This window comes from Paenibacillus sp. GCM10027630 (assembly GCF_042676305.1).
Lineage (GTDB): Bacteria > Bacillota > Bacilli > Paenibacillales > NBRC-103111 > Paenibacillus_S.
Genome location: NZ_JBHTGY010000036.1, coordinates 81,016 through 98,499 on the forward strand (window position 1 = coordinate 81,016; position 17,484 = coordinate 98,499).

14 protein-coding genes are annotated in these 17,484 nt (G+C 45.3%); all 14 read right to left on the reverse strand.

Features of this window, described 5'->3' with window-relative positions; all coding sequences use genetic code 11:
• Positions 1–3 precede the first annotated feature (3 nt).
• The 14 genes from ACFQ0C_RS17310 to ACFQ0C_RS17375 all read right to left on the reverse strand — a co-directional run bounded on the left by ACFQ0C_RS17310 (position 4) and on the right by ACFQ0C_RS17375 (position 17,393).
• Positions 4–1,392 (reverse strand): lipopolysaccharide biosynthesis protein, encoded by a 1,389-nt coding sequence (locus ACFQ0C_RS17310; protein ID WP_379368314.1) that lies wholly within the window; start codon positions 1,390–1,392, stop codon positions 4–6.
• Positions 1,355–2,839, reverse strand: coding sequence for an O-antigen ligase family protein (locus ACFQ0C_RS17315; protein ID WP_379368315.1), 1,485 nt, complete (start codon positions 2,837–2,839; stop codon positions 1,355–1,357). Before ACFQ0C_RS17315 ends, ACFQ0C_RS17310 begins: the two co-directional genes overlap by 38 nt.
• Positions 2,836–3,384, reverse strand: a complete 549-nt coding sequence (locus tag ACFQ0C_RS17320; protein WP_379368316.1) for a VanZ family protein — start codon at positions 3,382–3,384, stop codon at positions 2,836–2,838. Before ACFQ0C_RS17320 ends, ACFQ0C_RS17315 begins: the two co-directional genes overlap by 4 nt.
• On the reverse strand, positions 3,384–4,154 hold the full coding sequence (locus tag ACFQ0C_RS17325) for a WecB/TagA/CpsF family glycosyltransferase (protein WP_258217456.1): 771 nt from the start codon (positions 4,152–4,154) through the stop codon (positions 3,384–3,386). The genes ACFQ0C_RS17320 and ACFQ0C_RS17325 overlap by 1 nt, the downstream gene beginning before the upstream one ends.
• A complete protein-coding gene (locus ACFQ0C_RS17330; RefSeq protein WP_379368317.1) occupies positions 4,151–5,491 on the reverse strand; it encodes an O-antigen ligase family protein in 1,341 nt (446 codons plus the stop codon). Before ACFQ0C_RS17330 ends, ACFQ0C_RS17325 begins: the two co-directional genes overlap by 4 nt.
• A gap of 7 nt (positions 5,492–5,498) precedes the next feature.
• Positions 5,499–6,431, reverse strand: a complete 933-nt coding sequence (locus ACFQ0C_RS17335; protein WP_379368318.1) for a glycosyltransferase — start codon at positions 6,429–6,431, stop codon at positions 5,499–5,501.
• A 26-nt stretch (positions 6,432–6,457) separates the two neighbouring features.
• Positions 6,458–7,159, reverse strand: coding sequence for a sugar transferase (locus ACFQ0C_RS17340; protein ID WP_379368319.1), 702 nt, complete (start codon positions 7,157–7,159; stop codon positions 6,458–6,460).
• On the reverse strand, positions 7,128–8,066 hold the full coding sequence (gene galU / locus ACFQ0C_RS17345; protein WP_258217460.1) for a UTP--glucose-1-phosphate uridylyltransferase GalU: 939 nt from the start codon (positions 8,064–8,066) through the stop codon (positions 7,128–7,130). Before galU ends, ACFQ0C_RS17340 begins: the two co-directional genes overlap by 32 nt.
• A 37-nt stretch (positions 8,067–8,103) precedes the next feature.
• Positions 8,104–8,754: a CpsD/CapB family tyrosine-protein kinase gene (locus ACFQ0C_RS17350; protein ID WP_379368320.1), complete on the reverse strand. Its 651-nt coding sequence runs from the start codon at positions 8,752–8,754 to the stop codon at positions 8,104–8,106.
• On the reverse strand, positions 8,738–9,481 hold the full coding sequence (locus tag ACFQ0C_RS17355) for a YveK family protein (protein WP_258217462.1): 744 nt from the start codon (positions 9,479–9,481) through the stop codon (positions 8,738–8,740). The genes ACFQ0C_RS17350 and ACFQ0C_RS17355 overlap by 17 nt, the downstream gene beginning before the upstream one ends.
• A gap of 1,083 nt (positions 9,482–10,564) precedes the next feature.
• The gene (locus ACFQ0C_RS17360; RefSeq protein WP_379368321.1) at positions 10,565–11,218 is read right to left on the reverse strand and encodes a response regulator; all 654 of its coding nucleotides are present in this window, start codon (positions 11,216–11,218) and stop codon (positions 10,565–10,567) included.
• A gap of 39 nt (positions 11,219–11,257) precedes the next feature.
• On the reverse strand, positions 11,258–12,895 hold the full coding sequence (locus tag ACFQ0C_RS17365; protein ID WP_379368322.1) for a sensor histidine kinase: 1,638 nt from the start codon (positions 12,893–12,895) through the stop codon (positions 11,258–11,260).
• A 1,283-nt stretch (positions 12,896–14,178) separates the two neighbouring features.
• Positions 14,179–15,819 carry a sensor histidine kinase gene (locus tag ACFQ0C_RS17370; protein ID WP_379368323.1) on the reverse strand — a complete coding sequence of 547 codons (1,641 nt, stop codon included), beginning with the start codon at positions 15,817–15,819 and terminating at the stop codon, positions 14,179–14,181.
• The gene (locus ACFQ0C_RS17375) at positions 15,816–17,393 is read right to left on the reverse strand and encodes a response regulator (RefSeq protein WP_379368324.1); all 1,578 of its coding nucleotides are present in this window, start codon (positions 17,391–17,393) and stop codon (positions 15,816–15,818) included. The genes ACFQ0C_RS17370 and ACFQ0C_RS17375 overlap by 4 nt, the downstream gene beginning before the upstream one ends.
• Positions 17,394–17,484 lie beyond the last annotated feature (91 nt).

Genomic DNA, 17,484 nt, shown 5'->3' on the forward strand with positions numbered 1-17,484 from the left:
CCTTTATTCCCTTGATTCAGCTGATTTGTTGGCTTTATATGAAGATAACGCCGATAATAACCAACGCACATCTTCCCTGGTAATGAGCAGCCTTGGAATCTTCATCTTCAAGGTGTATCGTACATTGATAAGTATGAACAGAAATCGGATAAGTACGGACGATAGCATCGCAATCCCTGCGCCGGTAAGACCAAGCTTGGGTACGAGCAGCAGCAGCATCGGAATGACTAGCAGCAATCCAAGACCCTGAAGAATCGTTACAACCTTCGGTTTACCAAGTGCCATGAAAGCCTGGGCCAGGACCATCGTTCCACCGGATATGGAAACCTCCAGCAGAAGGAGTCTGAACACGCCAAGCGCCTCCTTAAATTCGTTTCCGTACAGTAAGGTCAAGACAAAAGGCGCAATGACCATAATGGCTGCCGATACCATGATGGCAATGCAAGTACTGATTCGAAATACACGGAACGTCAGCATGACCACTTCATCCTTCGGCAAGCCCGAAGCTTTGGGGAACAGCACTGCAATTATCGAAGTCGAGAAGACGTTGACCACCCGCGAGAGACTGACAGCAACCGCGTAAAGTCCCAATTGTGCGGGGTTCAGTAACCCAACGATTACAATTTGGTCAATATAATAAGAGAGATTGCCCATCAAATCGTTACCATATGAGCCGATTCCGTAAGTGATTAACCGCTTGAAGGTTTGAAGAGCATCCTTCAAGATGATTTGATAAGCTTGAACCAAACGCATGGTCGTCCATATATAGAAAGGAACCGCCGGAGCCAAATAGGCGACTGCTGATGTGTAAGCATGCATCGTTCCCGACAAGATCAGAATACCTAGGCATGCCAGTGTGCTTAATGGAATCAGAAACCGCAGCCGGTTGTACAGCTTGTACTCCCCCCTCACCTGCATCATCGCATTGTTGATTTGCGATAATACGATTAAGGGAACAAAGAGCATTGACCATTGTGAGAACAACACCACATTAGGAGAGTAAGACTTGAGCCAATAGGGCAGAAACAGGATGCCCGCAGCCATCGCGACTGTCCCCGCAGCCAGTCCCATCCACAATGCAGTCGTATAAAGCTTGGCAGAATCCTGCATGTTCTTTTTGACGTTGTAAATTAATGCGGAAGGAATACCAAAAGTAAAGCTGAAGGCGAGAAACTGTGACCATAACACCATCGCCGTCTGCTCGCCTCGTCCAGAAGGTCCCAGAAAGCGTGCGGTTAATATGCCCGTAAGCATATTAACTCCCAATATTAAAATACTGAAAAGCATCGTTCTGATCGTATTAGCCATATTGCTCTTGCTGGATAATAAAGCTTTGACTAAACCAAATATCGGTCTAATCCGGACTAGCTTTAAGTTGATCGGCTGCTGCATCCGGGTTTCTCCTCCCTCCCTGTGTCATGGCTCTGTGCGCCACAATTCCTATACCCACCATTTTCCACAGCAGAAATCCCCTCAAGCCCGTATAGCCATTCTCGAACATCAAGCTCGCTATGCTGCCAATTATTGAAGCAACCGCCATACTTCTATAAGATAAGAATCCGGCAATTCCCTCTCTGTGTGAAATTAGAAATTTGACCAGAAGCGTCAGTGCCCGGAAGAATAAAAAACCTCCTATAATGCCAAATGTAAGAAAGACGGCGACGAACCCATTATCAAATATGCCAAATTCACCCAGCGCGCCCCCATTGTTCAATTTTGTGCCTACTCCTATACTTCCAAGCCCCAGTCCTTGCGGCTGGCTGAGCATCATAGGAAATACCGTATGAAAAAAGTCCAATCGCTCGTTGTAGGAATGGTCATCTTGGATGGCTGTCATGGTTTCCAGTCTAGCGATTAGAACCTGTGCACCCGGCAGCTTCGGGATGATCCAGTACATAGCTGTTGCAGCCACCCCAATTTGAGTCAGCAGCTTCCATTTATGCGTCCCCGATGAGAGCATCGTGTAGACCGCAATATCGATGAATAGCAGGAGCCATGCCGATCGAACAAGTGTAATGAGCAAACCTACAGCTACCAGCAGGATGCCTATCCATCCCAAGGGACCCCGCCATCTTTTCTCCAAAATCATCGGTGCAAGGGCAGTTCCGAGAAACATGCCGGCCGGCCCAGGTGAATTGAGCGTAGAAAACACACGTATTTCCAGCGGATAGGGCTTTCCTATCGAGCTCATTTCTACATGATTCATCCAAAAAGCATCCCAAGGCGGCACGATCATATATTGGACAATTCCATACACCGCAACCAAAATGGCTATATTGGAGAAAGTGATGAGCAGCCGATCCAGCTCTCTTCTCTCGAAGGGAGCTACGGCAAAATAAGGAATGAGCAGCATGGGAATTAGATAATTGACCAGATCATAAAAGGTACCCGTCCCATTCTTGGCCAGACCGATTATACAACCGTACACTAAAGCCATGAACAGAAAAAGGAGCACCTTACGAATCGTTGAATCGATCTTATGCACATTGGCGAGCACAGGAATAATAAGAACTGCACTTGTCAGCAGCGGCGCCAAACTGAGCATCGAGACGGAATGATACGAACCCCCAAGCCAATCCTCAATTCTTCTTATCTCAGGGCATATGGCCCAGACAAGCAATATATAAGGAACTATTCTGCGTGACTCCAGCAATGCCATGACGAAGGCAGGAAACAAAATCGCCGACAAGATAGCAATCTCTGTACTGATGTTATGGCTCATGTTCGCGCTGGAAAAGCCAATAATGATAGAAACAAGCAATGCAGCGCATACCCATAAGCCTGCGACTGCCGCATGATTCGTGAAGGGATATGAGTAAAGCCCTCTTATCGTTCTCATAAGCCCTCCGTCCTGTACGTATTGACAAGCCTTCGCTTCTTCCTTATTGCAACCAAGCCATATGCCAGGATTCCAATCAGCACACCTAACGAATCGATAACAATATCCTGCGGCCTTGACCCGCGGTCGATAGAGTACAGCTGGTGTAGTTCATCTGTTATAGCAAAGCTGACCGATATCAGGACCGTAATCATAATCGCATTGGAAAGACGAAGCTTTGTCGTGCACCGGATCCCCCTCAGCAAGGTGATGCTCAGCAGGAAATATTCGATGACATGGGCAAGCTTGCGCAGTATAAACTCAAGCACTCCACCCGGCCCATCTTTATAGCCGTCAATCGTTAGCGAGCCATAATGAATCTGGATGGAGGATAAATAATCGTTCAAAATAGTTCGATGCACAGCAAGCGTTAACTGCGTCTTGATCGACTGCTGCTCGTAGGATTGAGAGGAAAGGACGAATATGACAGCCATCACGATAAGGGTCGGAACCCAATGGGTGAGGGTCATCCTCCGGGTATTCCAGCCGAAATATCCATAGTTCATTACACTCTCCTCCGTTTCAGCTTGAATTGCTTTCTGAACTCCTTCCATACCATAACAATAAACATGGAATCATCGAGCAAATACCGTTTCCACAATCTTCTCGGCTCCTGTACAAGCCTCCAAAACCATTCAAAGCCAAACCTTTGCATAATATGCGGAGCTCTCTTGACAGACCCGGAAATGAAGTCGAAGGTAGCTCCAACGCCAATGGAAACCGGTACCCGGTAATTCAGGTAGTGCTGGTATATCCATTTCTCCTGCTTAGGTGCGCCGACGCCAACAAACACAATATCCGGTTTGGCATCAATCAGCATCTGCACAATATGCCGGTTCTCCTCCTCTTTATTCTCGAAGCCATACGAAGGCGAATAACAGCCGACTATATTCATGCCCGGAAATAAAGATTTGAGATTCCTCATCGCTTGTTCCGGAACTCCAGCTGCCGATCCCAGGAAAAACAAGCGGTATTGCCGGTCTTCAAATGCTTCTCCCAATTTATCGAACAGATCAGCGCCCGAAACTTTTTGTTTCAGCGGCTTCTTCAGCATCTTCGAGGCCCATATTATCGGCATTCCGTCTGCAACGATGGCCCCGGCGCTCGAATAAACCTTTTGAAATTCGGCATCCTTTCTAAGCTTGATCAAATGATCGACATTGCAGGTTAAAATGTAGGAATGTTTGTTTTGACGAATTACTTCATCAATGAATCCCAGCAGATCCATAAAATCATAATTGTCAAAATTGACATTGAACATATTCACTCTACTCATGGGATCACATCTTCTTCTTTTGATATTGTCCTGGATAATCGATACAAGCAATTTAAGTACCAGCAGAACGGAATAATGAATTGAACCGTAGACAAAGTATTATCCGAAAAGGAATATAAGAAGAAACCAAATATGAATGCCGCATAATAAACCTTGATGTGTGGCTCCAGAACTCTATAAATCAAAGCAAATACGATCAAGAGAGAAATAAAAAGCAGGCCGCATCCGATGTAACCCGCATCATAGTAAAAGCGGATATATTCGTTATGCGGAACGACAAAGCCTTTATATAAGCTTCCGTCATTCGCAACTGTCACGGAGCCAAGCCCTCTGCCTGTCATTGGAGAAGCTTCCGCTCCTTTCAAGAAGAATGCCCAAGCTTCGGTTCTGCCCGATAAGTCAATCCCCGTACCGGTTTGGCGTTCAAAGGAACGTTTCGTCATATTGTCCCACTGTACATAAACCGCTGCCGCAAGCAAGGCTACGGAACAAACGAGGGGAATGATCAGCATAACCTTGCCTTTGACATATTGCCTGACGATATCAAAGAAGTAATACGCTACCATAGCCAGCATAGCCAATATGGGGCCACGCGTTCCAGTTGCGATTAACACGGCAAAATTGGCGGCTAATGTTAAATAAAAGAACTTCGCCTTATCCGGATTACGTTTGGTCTCGATCAAAGCAATCGTAATCCCGAGAAATGCCAGCATCGCCAAGTGCGGTGCGATATTCGCTCCCTGTACGCGGACAGCCCCTGTGAATTCGATATCCAGAAAGGAGTAGAGGTGAGCGAGCTGGAGAAGAAGCCCTGCTGCAACACTAACCAGAGGAAGCAGACAGATGATCTGAATATGCCGCTGCGCCATCTCTTCTTTCCACTTGATCAACAGAAAAACGAACGGTAGAGCAAGTCCGATAAAAGCTTTCAGCGATAAGGATGCATTCAGTCTCGGGTGCCAATCCGAAAAGAAAAAGGTTAGAAACAGCATCGCCGCAAGCGCCAAAATCGGGTAGACAAGCGTCAGGCGTATACCATTTTTAAGCATGCAAGGGATAAGCAGCACCAAGATCCCAAGCTTATATAAGGAAATGATTTCAATGCCAAACACATCGGCATCGATGATATAGTTAACCGAAATTGCCGTGGACAGCAGCACCGGATAGCTGATTCTTGCCGGATTATGAACCGTAACGGCCAGCAGGAGCAGAACAGCTACTCCGATTACACTCAAGACCGGCTGGTAAACCGCTGCGATCCCGGTAATCCAGGCGGTGAATACATAGGCGGTAGAGAAATATACCGGCTTTTTCAGATGTGCATGCAGGTCCGTCATAGGCCCCTCACCTGGCCAGCGGCATATTTCCGCGTCTCCTTAGCATATCGAGCGAGCCCAGAATGCTTTCCAGCCTGCATTTGACCAGCAGCCTGCTGCCTTCACTACGGGCAAACAGGGATGCTATGATAACGTAGAGCAACTTGCCTGCAAGCATTCCGAGAAGACTGACCTTGCCTCTAATACCATTACCTATACATGCGTTTGAAATTCCCTGGTAATAGTACCGCTGTTGAATCCATTCCCAGGTCAATCGGCTGGCTGGGATAAAATGAACGACAGCCATTTCCGGATGATAAAGGATCGATTTGCCTTCCTTTCTCATCTTGTCGAATATCCATTGCTCCTCGCCTGACAGCAGCGAGCTTCCTTTTCTGCCAAGATTCGTTGGGAATGAATGGTTTTCAAAAAAAGAGCGTCGGATCGCCATATTGGCTCCACAAGGATGGAGCCTCGCCGGGTACTCCATTACTGTGCTGCCCATATCCACAATCGTATACGGGAGCTCAAACGATTTAATTAACCAGTCAGGGCGGCCACTTTCAAAATTAGGGCGGATAATGCCGCCCATCGCATATACATCCTGCCTGCTGTCGAAAGCAGCTGCAATCGTGCTGATCCATTCCGGGCAGGGGATGGCGTCATCATCCAGAAAGGCGATAATGGTTCCTTCAGCCGCCTGAATTCCCTTATTACGCGCTGTGGACAGCCCTTGACTTGGCTCGAAAAGATAGCGCGCCTTCACGCTCGTGTTGCGTCGGATATAAGCCTCCGCAACGCTGCGTGTATGGTCATTGGAATTATTGTCCACGATAATCACCTCGGCCTTGTCGATACTCGACAAGCCCTGCAGCGAGTCCAAGGTTGCCAGCAGCAAATCAGCCCGATTATATGTGCATATAACGATGGAGATATAAGGCTTTTGTATATTAGGCATCATTGAGTCGCTCCCCTGTCTTCTACAGATTAAAAGGCATTCTTAGAGCCAAATAATACAAATCCAGTTTTAATGATAATTTTCATATCGAAGCTAATGCTGCGGTTTTGGATATAGTTTAAATCGAGCTCGACCATTTGCTTGAAGCTTACGGTACTTCTTCCACTTATTTGCCAAAGTCCCGTGCAGCCCGGCGTTACAGCAAGCCTTTTTTTATCATAATTTGAATATTCCTTCACTTCACTCGGAAGAGCGGGGCGCGGTCCTACCAAGCTCATGTCGCCCTTTAGCACATTCCATAATTGAGGAAGCTCATCGATGCTCGTTTTGCGCAAAAACTTGCCTGCCCGTGTGACTCTCGGGTCGTTCCTCATCTTAAACATAGCACCGCTGACTTCATTCTGAGCCTTCAATTGCTCCTTCAATTGTTCAGCATTGGATACCATGGACCTGAATTTATACATCGGAAACTGTACCTCGTCCTTACCTACCCGGTTTTGCCTGAAGAAAACCTTCCCCTTCGGATCCTCTAATTTGATCCATGCTGCTACAAGGACAAATAAGGGGAGCAGAAACATAATTCCGAATAAGGACAAGCTTATATCAAGCACACGCTTCATAAACAGATAAGCATCGTAGCTCTTCTCCTTGTGGGCTACATTGCCATAGTATTTCTTATGCGGCACCGCATAATCATACTCATAGTCCTCCCGCAGTTCTCGCAAACTCATTATCCATACCTCCTTTAGGATCCAGGATAGACGAATACTTTTCCGAGATAAGCATAGAAGCCATAGCATCCAGCACCGGATGGCGCAGATCCTTGCTCTGAAGCGCAAAGCTTAATGTGGTGAGAATGTAACCAAGGCGTTCACCTACATCATAGCGAATACCGTCAAATTGATAAGCGAGCACCTGCTCGATTTGATTCAGCTTCTGAATAGCGTCTGTCAACTGAATTTCTCCGCCCGCCCCTTTCTCTTGAAGCTCCAAAAACTCAAATATTTTGGGAGAGAACACATAACGTCCCATAATCGCCAAATTAGAAGGAGCTGTTCCAGGTTCAGGCTTTTCCACAAAATCATTGACATGATACAACCGATTCTGTTGTACACCGGGGTCAATAATACCGTATCGATGCGTCATATTGGACGGCACCTTTTGAACGCCGATAACCGAATTTCCAGAACATTCGTATTGTTCAATAAGCTGTTTCAAGCATGGAACCTTGCTTGCGACAATATCATCGCCCAACAATACACCAAACGGCTCATTGCCTATGAATCTCCTGGCGCACCAGACGGCATGTCCCAACCCCTTAGGCTCCTTCTGCCGGATATAATGGATTTCTACTTTGGCGGAACGCTGTATTTCCCTTAGCATTTCCAGCTTGCCGGTTTCGAGCAGCTTGTTTTCCAATTCAAACGCGTTGTCGAAATGATCTTCAATTGCCCGCTTCCCTTTACCTGTTACGATAATAATATCTTCGATCCCGGCTTCGACTGCTTCTTCCACGATGTACTGGATAGTTGGCTTGTTGATGATCGGAAGCATTTCTTTGGGCATTGCCTTAGTTGCAGGCAAGAATCGAGTTCCTAAACCTGCGGCAGGAATAATCGCTTTCTTCACTTTTTTCATCTCTCTTATCCTCCTATCAATTTGTGGAAGCTCACTTCTATTTATTTATAATCATACCTAGCAGCCTGGCTCCTGATTGTTCTAGCCGTTCCTTCGCTTGCTTAGCCCACTCGCGTTTAGTTCTGCCATACTTGGCAACAAGGATGATGCCGTCACTGTATTCTGCCAGCAGCCCTGCATCCGTGAAATCCAATATGGAAGGCGAGTCTAGAAGAACCACATCGTACTGCTGCTTTAACTGATCCAGCAGCTCCGCCATCCTCGGAGAACCGAGCAGCTCCGAAGGGTTCGGAGGTTGGCCGCCTGCTGTTATCAAATGCAGATTGGGAAGAACGGCCTTGGATGTAATACCCTGAGAGGTAGAATCCGATTTCAGATACTGGGTCAGTCCGTCATGGGCAAGTCCGTCATCATTCGGCATACCGTATACGGCATGTAGAGTAGGCTGGCGCAAATTGCAGTCGATGACGATAACCTTCTGACCATCCTGGGAAAAGGTGACGGCCAGATTCGATACTGTAGTCGTCTTGCCTTCCTGAGCCTTAGGAGAGGCAATCATGAGGGCAATTCCTTTGCCCGGCTTCCCTAGCCGCTTATGTCTTATAGAGGTACGTAGGGATCGGTAGGATTCAGCAACAGCAGAGTTTGGATCGGTCTCGATGACAAGTACATTACTTAACTGTGACATAAGTTTGATCACTCACCTCTTCGTTCATATTTTTCGATCGTTTTCGTATGTTCGTTTTCTTAATCGTTCCAATCGTTGCAAGTACCGGCAAACCTACATAATGCTCGGCTTCTTTTTCAGAACGAAGGGTGTCATTTATATTTTCCAGGAAGAACACCACACCGAGAGCCGCCATCGCAGAAAGAATAAAACTGACAGCGAGATTCATCGCAATACTGGCATTTTCCGGAGCAGGCAGTTTACCCGGATTGGCGGGAGATAAAATTCTGACATTGTTCACATTCATTAAGCTTGGTATTTCGCTCATGAAGGTTTGCGCAATTTCATTGGCTATCAGAACAGCCTTGCCATAATTACTGTCTTCCACCTCAATTTTGATGAGGTTCGTTTTATCGACGGAGCTCACTTTCAATTTCTTGTCCAATTGCTCTCTTGTCAGCTTGAACTCGGGATGGTTGGCAACCACCGTTTCAGTAATTGTGTTGGACTTGATGATCTCCTTGTAGCTTTCGATCAAGTTCAGGTTCATGTTTACATCGTTGAGGTTGATCGATTCAGATTCCTTCAGGATACTGCTGACCAACAGCTGGTTAGTTGCGAGATACACTGGCTGGACGAACGTCTTACTGACGTAGTAAGTCATTACACAAGAGAGCAGAATAAACAGCGCAATCAGCCATAGTTTTTTTCGAACTATGATGAAGTAATCCAGTATCGTTTTCTCCATGTCGTCCTCCCAAGTCATAGCTAATAATTTTTTTCAAATTGCTCCACCTATGCCAATCATTCTCCTTGTACCTAAATCTTATAACGACTCTCTGATTTAGGATATTACCCAATGTTATGATTTTTGCAGTCTATTTCCAGCATAGTACTCCCCCTCCATTAACTAACTGAAGAGTATACTTTGGTACCAGAACACCTCTTATTGCATTCCCAAAAAACACAATCGCATTCACTCACTAGGTTTTATCCTTTTGAGACAGCCCTTCTTGGGTATTCCCAGCGATTAGCAGAGATGAGGTCGCTTTCCAACGCGTGCTAATCGCCGGGTTTGGAGTTCGCTTACAGCATAGCATCGCAGCATACAGAACCCCGTGCAATTATCAGGAAAAAGTCACGTTATTTTCTCCCAAACATAGCGTTCCAAGCACTATAACTGGAATTTCTCATGCTAATTCTAAGGATTTTGGCTGATCTCATCCCTATCACCTAGATTAGCAGGAGTTTTTCCAGTTAGCTTGCTTTCAAGCGATACCTAGGCTGGATTAACGGGAGAATTTCCATCTAACGTGTTTCTTTCGATAGCCGTAAGAGTATCCCCATCTCCTTTACAATGAAAGCAATCCTTTCTTTGCTGCTCCTAACCTATCGGTCAGGCGGCATTCATGGACGCGGGTAGATCGGATACTTTCTGGAGGCTCTTGGACCTCGTGCATTAGCCTTATCCACCTCGTCCTGTAAATGCGAATTGTAAGTTAGCGTATATTCTGCACTCAGCCAGATTGCATCGCAGGATTGAAAAACGGGAGCTATTTCCTTTCAAGTTCGAGAAAGTCCGGTTCCATCCATCGCTTCTCCGTCAGTCGCTATCTTTTTAAAATTTTATTGAGTTAGGTGTGTTCGGGTTACCCAAAAGTCAGGGTAATTGATTTGACATAGTACGCTTATATGTTAAGAAAAACTTCGGATCGAAGCCCTTTCGATGAAGATACATTCGTGTCTAAAAGGTACCTTTTCTTGAAACAAAAAAAACGAAAAAACCTCCCATCAGGCCTAAGCCCGCAGGAGGTAATCTATTGTTGCAGCTTTACTGGAGATTTGGATGCTTAAAACCTGGATTATCCATTGTGAAGTTGACCAGTCCTTTGGAATGCGCGAACAAGGCCGCCTGGGTCCGGTCGTTCAGGTTCAACTTACTTAGAATTTGGCTCACATGCTTTTTAATCGTAAACTCAGTAACTATCAGCTTATCCGCTATGCCTTGATTGGATAACCCTTCTCCGAGGCCAATGAGAACTTCCCGTTCTTTGGGAGTCAGCTTGCTCAAGTCATCGTCGTCATCCCTTTTGAACAAAATCTCCATCAAACCTGGATCATAGTATTTCTTCCCTTTAAAAATAAGCTTGATAGCCAATAACAATTCTTCAGGAAGCGCCTCTTTCAACACATACCCCTCCGCACCTGCAGCTTCAGCTCTTCTAACGTCCATTTCTTTCATCGATGAAGTCAGGATCATGCACCGGCAGGCGGAATTCTTCAGCTGCTCAACAACTTCAAAACCTGATCGGTCGCCAAGCTTAATATCCACAATAGCCAAATCAGGCTTCGTTTCCTCAATGAGCTCTATCGCTTCCTCGACCATTTCCGATTCTCCCATAATTTCAATGTCGTGTTCAAGTGTCAGTACGGCCGACAATCCTCTTCTAACTAACGGATGATCATCTACAATAACAACCTTCATACTCAAGCACCTTCTTTCATTTATTGGGAAATCTAACCTTCAATTTCTTTTTTCTTTATAATCGATAGGCATAACGGCCATAATTTGAGTGCCCGCTCCTTCGCTGCTGCAGATTTCAATAGTCCCGCCCAGCGACTCTACAAGAAACTTCATGTTACTGACACCAAGGCCGGTGTGATTAGGATCGGATAGTCGCGCATTCACATCAAAGCCAGCTCCGTTATCGAGCACAGCCAACTTAGCCTCGCCTGTCTCAAGATTCAACTCTATTTCAATGGAGCTGCTGCATCCGTGGCGAATTGCATTGCCGGCCGCTTCGGAAATAATTCGGAATAAGGCCTTCTGATGATTGACAGGCAGACGGTGGTCATCCCCTGTTACCTTCACATGGATGTCTACCGCATGCAGCTTGGACAAGCTATCCAGATGGGATGTGACCGTGCTGATCCAAAAGGAGCTGCCATTTTTTCTTGAGCTGAGACTATAAATGGACGAGCGAAGTTCCTGTGAAGCGATATTGGATGATTCCAGTATGAGCTGAAGCTGATCCTTCAATTGCTTCTCCGGGATATTCGGCCATTGTCGAATTAAAGAATGCAGGGCATACACAATACCGAACATATGCTGTGATACGCTGTCATGCATTTCAGCAGCGATCCGATTCTGCTCCTCAATTATGATTAATTGATTCTCAATACGCTCAAGCTGATGCCTTTCAAGAATAATGGCAAACAGCTCGGATAAAAAGTAAAGCTGCTGCACGAACCAGCGTCTTCCTTCATCCTGAGAAGAAGTCTCAATCTTGATGCCCAGCACTCCCCAGAATCTAATCGTTGATTTGACTGGCATGATTAGAAATTCACCGTAAATATACAGGTTTATTAATGAGGGGCTTTCCTGGCTTCGAAACTCCTTCAATCTCGATTCCATTTCCAAGCATAATGTGGCCTCGACTTCACTGTGCCTGATTCCATGGACAATTAATCTCTCACCCTCCTCATTGGCACTAACATCCCAGAAAAAAGACGTTTTCTGCTCAGTAAGTCTTAGCGCAAACTCGGTAAATATTTTTCGCAGGTTGCCTGATTCGCTATGGGCCGCTGCTTCCACGATTTGATACAGTGACTTGATATGCCATAATGTTTCCTTGGTACGTTTATTCGCCCTCTCCAGCTTGTTCTTAACATCGGCTAACACTTGGATGAAAAAGGCCATGTACAAGAGCATCAGGTAAAAGTCGCTGTTGTTCAATACAAAGACACCGATTGATTCATTATGACTGTCAGCCATGAAGTAAGAGAAAGACGTTACCAGCAAAATGTACCCCAGCAGCATTAACCAGCAGTAAACAGCAGATAAAGAGCTGGCAACGATTAATGCAGGATTCATGACACACCATAAGAACGGGCTGTCAATTCCCCCTGTAAAAATAGTTTGGACAACCATCCCCGCCATTTCCAGACCGATTATATACTTGAATTTCCTTGAGAACTTGCTGCTGCATTGGTAAGCATAAGTAATCCCTTTTGCAAAAATAACCAATGCCATAACAATACCCAGCTTAAACATGAATGGCGGATCTTTGCCCCCTAATAAAAAAACCAGAGAGGTAAGTGCAAGCGAACAATACCGATATAAATAAATCATCCGGTCCTCTTTGGCCACAACTGCCTTCAATAGCGCCACCATCCCTTATTGTCCCGTTTGCTGAGGCATTTTCTTTGTATACAGTCCTACAACCAGAAAGAACAATAGGTGATCTGATTAATTCTTTACATTTCCTCCTCCTGAAAAATAGTTGCAACGCTTATGTAAAGACTTCTATGTTAGTTACCCAAAAAACCATTTTGAACCACGATAGAATGATACATACTGAACAAATGATTTTTAAGTATATACTCTTATATAATACGAATTTTTGATAAGTTTTGTGTCTTTTCACACAAAAATGAGTCTTTATTAGGTGAATCGATCTATATTTCCTTAAAAAGGTATACCTACTATTTACCATTAGTCGCAAGCCTTTCACTCTTTTATTAGGATCATTGCAGTCTCTTTGCATTCCATACAGTACTATTTACCCCAATCCAAAGTCCGGTTATTTTTTCCAGTTTCGAGGAAAACAGGAAGTCCGCTGCACTTAACTTATCATGCTGTCGAATGCTTGATGGAGGAATTCTGATCCTAATCGGGCTATCTTCTCCTGATAAAAAAACAAACAAGAGGTTGTCCCAAAAGGGTATCAGTGAATGAATCAGTCCCAAAGTATGTACAAAAACGCCTCCAAAACCACCATGTAAGCGGAAATGGAAGCGTCTTTTTTGTAGGGAAATTCCCATCAGAGTGGGGGTTCGAAAATCGAAAAATGAGTCCGGCCGCTTTTTGGATGTTACTTAAGTGATGGGGCGAGAAGCGATGTTCAAAGGCTGCTTTCAATCTAGAGGAGACCAGGATTTGTCGGGGCCGCTGTGGAAATAAAAGGAAATAGATGGAAATCCTCACGCTAATCCAGCGTAGATATCACCTTAAATCAATCTAACTGGAAAAACTAACTCTAATAGAGGTGAAATGGTGGATATCAGCCAAAATGCGTAGAATTAGCAGGAGGAATTCCAGCTATAAGACTTGGAACGCTATTTTCGGAGTAACTAACGTGACATTTTCCTGATAATTGCACGGAATGCGCCAGACTGCCATGCAATGCCATAACCGAACCACGAACCACGAACTCGATACCCGCGATGAGTACGCGCTGGAAAGCGACCTCATCTTATTCATCACTAAGAATGCACAAGAATATGCAAAAAAACCTTCAACTATTAAAGTGGAATTGAGGGCTCTTTTGCTACCATATATTCAGGATAAAATGGTGGAGGGGTTGTCTCAAAATGACTTTTGGGACAGCCCCTTGGCAAATGAATAATGACCCTAAGCTTGCTCATCGTTTCCCTCCTCAGCTTTTACATTAGCGGATGGCGGATCGTCGCTTTGCATCCCCCGCTTGCTCTGCTGGTCAGCGACACGTTATAATTCGCGCCAAAGCGGATATGCAGCCTGCGGTTGACATTAAACAAGCCGACACCCCCAATCTGTTCAGGGGGCAGACTTTGACGGCTTATTTGGGCCTGCGCCTTGTCCGAGATGCCGGGACCGTTATCCTCGACCGTGCATACCAGCTCCTCACCTTCGATGTACACACGAATGAGGATCTTGCCTTGTCCGGACGGAAGCTTGCTCAAGCCGTGCCTGACCGAATTCTCAACAAGCGGCTGAATAATTAATTTGAGAATCGGCATATTCAAAGCGCGCGGCTGCACATTCGTAATGACCTGAAATGTATCGTGATTGCGAAGCGATTCGATGCTCAGATAGCTTTTGACATGCTCAATCTCACGCTCGACAGTTGTAAATTCTTCACCGTTATTGATGCTGTAACGTATTAAATTGCTTAACGAGGTGACCATTTCGGTAATGGTCGCTTCCTTTACGTGATCGGCTCTCCATTTGATGGCATCGAGCGTGTTATAAAGAAAATGCGGATTGATCTGATGGATCAGCATTTGCATTTCTGTTTGCGACTTCTCGGATGCCATTTGCTTCGTCGTGGCGAGCAGCTCCTGCATACCAAAAATCAAAGAATTGTATCCTCTAGCCAACTGACCGATCTCATCGCCCCGTTCCCCGTATTTTTCACTCGGTACAAGCTGCCCGAATTGAACCTTTTTCATATGGCCTACCATATATTTAATCGGAGAAATAAAGCTGTTCGTAATCAATACAAGCAGGATAGAAATCAAGCCGATGCTTGCCAGAATCAGCAGTACCGAGAAGCGCTTAATAATTTCCACCGGACCAATCAGATCTTTTTCAGGAATACTTGCGACTATCTTCCATGGCAAATTATCGAGTGGAATATCGGACATGAAAACATCCTTTTTCTGGGATTTCATATTATCATGACTCGCGAACAATACGGCTTCACTCTCATTCTCAACGATATAATGCCGGAAGTTTGGATATTCAGCCGGAGAAAGGAGCTGCTGATTGAATAGCGTCGCCGGAAAGCTCAGCTGAATAATCGCCAAAGGCCGCAGATCGGACATCGACCGGATCATTCTTGTATAAATGAATCGATTGCTCTCGAAATACCAAAGTCCCTTGCCCTTGAGCTGTATGGCCTTATGAAGCCAATTCGAGCTGTCCGAATTCATGCCTGATTGGATAAGCAGCGTATAAGCCGAATATCTCGACTCGTCCGCAGGATATATCGTCATCTCGTAGCTTCCCCTTAGCTCATTCATCAGCGTAATGGATCTGCTTAGAAATAACCGATCCTCAAGCCGATTATCAAGCATCTCAAGCTTCCCCGAAGCAATAATGGAATCCGAATGAAGCTCGGTCTGGATGAATAACTGCTCGATACGCAGACGATTTTGTTGCAAATTTTCCATAAGCAAGGCGGAGGTGACATGTTTAATTTGCTCGCTTGATTTGTTAAAATACCACATTCCGAGAATCGTAACCGTTACTGAGACTGACATGAACAAGAGGATGAACATTTTGACGAACAAAGTTAGGTTGCTGATTTTGAATGCTTTCATTTGCCGTATCTGAACTCCTTTGGAGTCATATTCGTTCTTTTCTTGAACAGCTTTCCGAAGTATTGAATTTCCTGATATCCGATTTTCTCGGCGATTTCATAAATTTTTAAATTCGTGCTGCGCAGCAGCTGCTTGGCCTGTTCAATACGAATTTCGGTCAAATAATCCAAAAAGTTCTGCCCCGTCTCTTTCTTGAAAAGCCGGCTTAACCAAACCGGATGAATGCTAAGCTCATCAGCTACAGTCTGCAGGGTAACCTCTTCCCCATATTTCATCTCAATGATGCGTTTAACTTTATCGATCAAGTAATGGGGATGGGGAGGCTGCTGCGGATCGACGGCAAGCTTCATTAATTCGCAGAGATGCCCGAGCAGCAAATCCGTCAGATCGTCCATAGTCGGGCAGCGTTCGGCCTTTTCCCAAAGTTCCATAGGAAAATGGCTGATTTCCATATCCACCTTTTCAGCAAGGATAGAGTGAACCTCCAGTATCCATTCGAAGCATTTGATCGACAAATCGCCTGTTTTACTCACATCCCTGTCCAGTATAAAGCGCTCAATTACTTTATCCAGCCCCTGCTTGACAGCTGACTCATCCCCATTCAATACCGCCTCAGCCACCCGCTGACCGATCCGTACGTCATCCTGCTCATCTATCCGATCGGCAATTTCCACATAGCTTACAATTCGTTTGCTGTTATTCAATAGAGCGATCTTGAGTGCCTTGCGAGCCTGCTCGTAGGCTTCGGATATGGCTTGAAAGGAATATTTCCGCTCACTGATGCCGATAGCGGGCCTTATTTTCTGATAGGTCAGCGCTCTTTCATAAATATCTTGAGCAATGCTCCACTCCTCTTCCCATGCCGTAAGGATGACCCAATCATTGTAAATACTGCGGATCATGACAGATGGCTGATAGTTCTTCATAATATCCTCAGCAATATTTCCGATGGCAAACAGGTCCAGATTGATATCCTTATCTTCTTTGCCACGAAATTCGTCTTTGTTAATACTTAACGAGATCACGACATAAGACTGCGTTTCCAGCCATTGCAGGTCCCATACTTGTAGACGGTGATGAATATGCTCCTGGAGTGCCGTTTTGTGCATACATAACCCTTGAACGAACTTTTCCCTCAGCGCCTCCGTCCCCAGACGGGCATAGGCCATTTGATTTCTGATTTGATCCTGACTCGTTCGTTCGCGCTGAACCATGTCATAGACCGAGCGAATTTTATCGATCAATTCCTCTTTATGGGTAGGCTTAAGAATATAATCGACGGCTCCTAATTGAATGCTTCGCTGAGCGTATGTAAAATTGCTGTAGCTGCTGATTACGATGACTTTAGGTTGGTAACCCATCGCTTTCACAGACTCCAACATATCCAAACCGCTCATCTCCGGCAGCAATATATCCGTTAAAATAATTTCAGGGCGATATCGCTCAATAATTGTAAGCGCTTCCTCTCCGGAGTGCTCTGCAAATACTTGCTCGAATGACAGCCCGCTTTGCTCTATGACCTCTTGAATGCCCAATAAGATGTCGACTTCGTCTTCGATGACAATGATTTTCACGTAATCACCTCACAACCATTATAACCCGACATGCGATAAACCCATATAGAGGTTGTTCAAAAAGTCCCTTTTGATTCTCAATAATAATGTG

Excerpts from the sequence above, each read along its gene's own strand:
- ACFQ0C_RS17310 (WP_379368314.1), bottom strand. The coding sequence starts at position 1,392 with ATGCAGCAGCCGATCAACTTAAAGCTAGTCCGGATTAGACCGATATTT.
- ACFQ0C_RS17315 (WP_379368315.1), bottom strand. The coding sequence starts at position 2,839 with ATGAGAACGATAAGAGGGCTTTACTCATATCCCTTCACGAATCATGCG.
- ACFQ0C_RS17320 (WP_379368316.1), bottom strand. The coding sequence starts at position 3,384 with ATGAACTATGGATATTTCGGCTGGAATACCCGGAGGATGACCCTCACC.
- ACFQ0C_RS17325 (WP_258217456.1), bottom strand. The coding sequence starts at position 4,154 with ATGAGTAGAGTGAATATGTTCAATGTCAATTTTGACAATTATGATTTT.
- ACFQ0C_RS17330 (WP_379368317.1), bottom strand. The coding sequence starts at position 5,491 with ATGACGGACCTGCATGCACATCTGAAAAAGCCGGTATATTTCTCTACC.
- ACFQ0C_RS17335 (WP_379368318.1), bottom strand. The coding sequence starts at position 6,431 with ATGATGCCTAATATACAAAAGCCTTATATCTCCATCGTTATATGCACA.
- ACFQ0C_RS17340 (WP_379368319.1), bottom strand. The coding sequence starts at position 7,159 with ATGAGTTTGCGAGAACTGCGGGAGGACTATGAGTATGATTATGCGGTG.
- galU (WP_258217460.1), bottom strand. The coding sequence starts at position 8,066 with ATGAAAAAAGTGAAGAAAGCGATTATTCCTGCCGCAGGTTTAGGAACT.
- ACFQ0C_RS17350 (WP_379368320.1), bottom strand. The coding sequence starts at position 8,754 with ATGTCACAGTTAAGTAATGTACTTGTCATCGAGACCGATCCAAACTCT.
- ACFQ0C_RS17355 (WP_258217462.1), bottom strand. The coding sequence starts at position 9,481 with ATGGAGAAAACGATACTGGATTACTTCATCATAGTTCGAAAAAAACTA.
- ACFQ0C_RS17360 (WP_379368321.1), bottom strand. The coding sequence starts at position 11,218 with ATGAAGGTTGTTATTGTAGATGATCATCCGTTAGTTAGAAGAGGATTG.
- ACFQ0C_RS17370 (WP_379368323.1), bottom strand. The coding sequence starts at position 15,819 with ATGAAAGCATTCAAAATCAGCAACCTAACTTTGTTCGTCAAAATGTTC.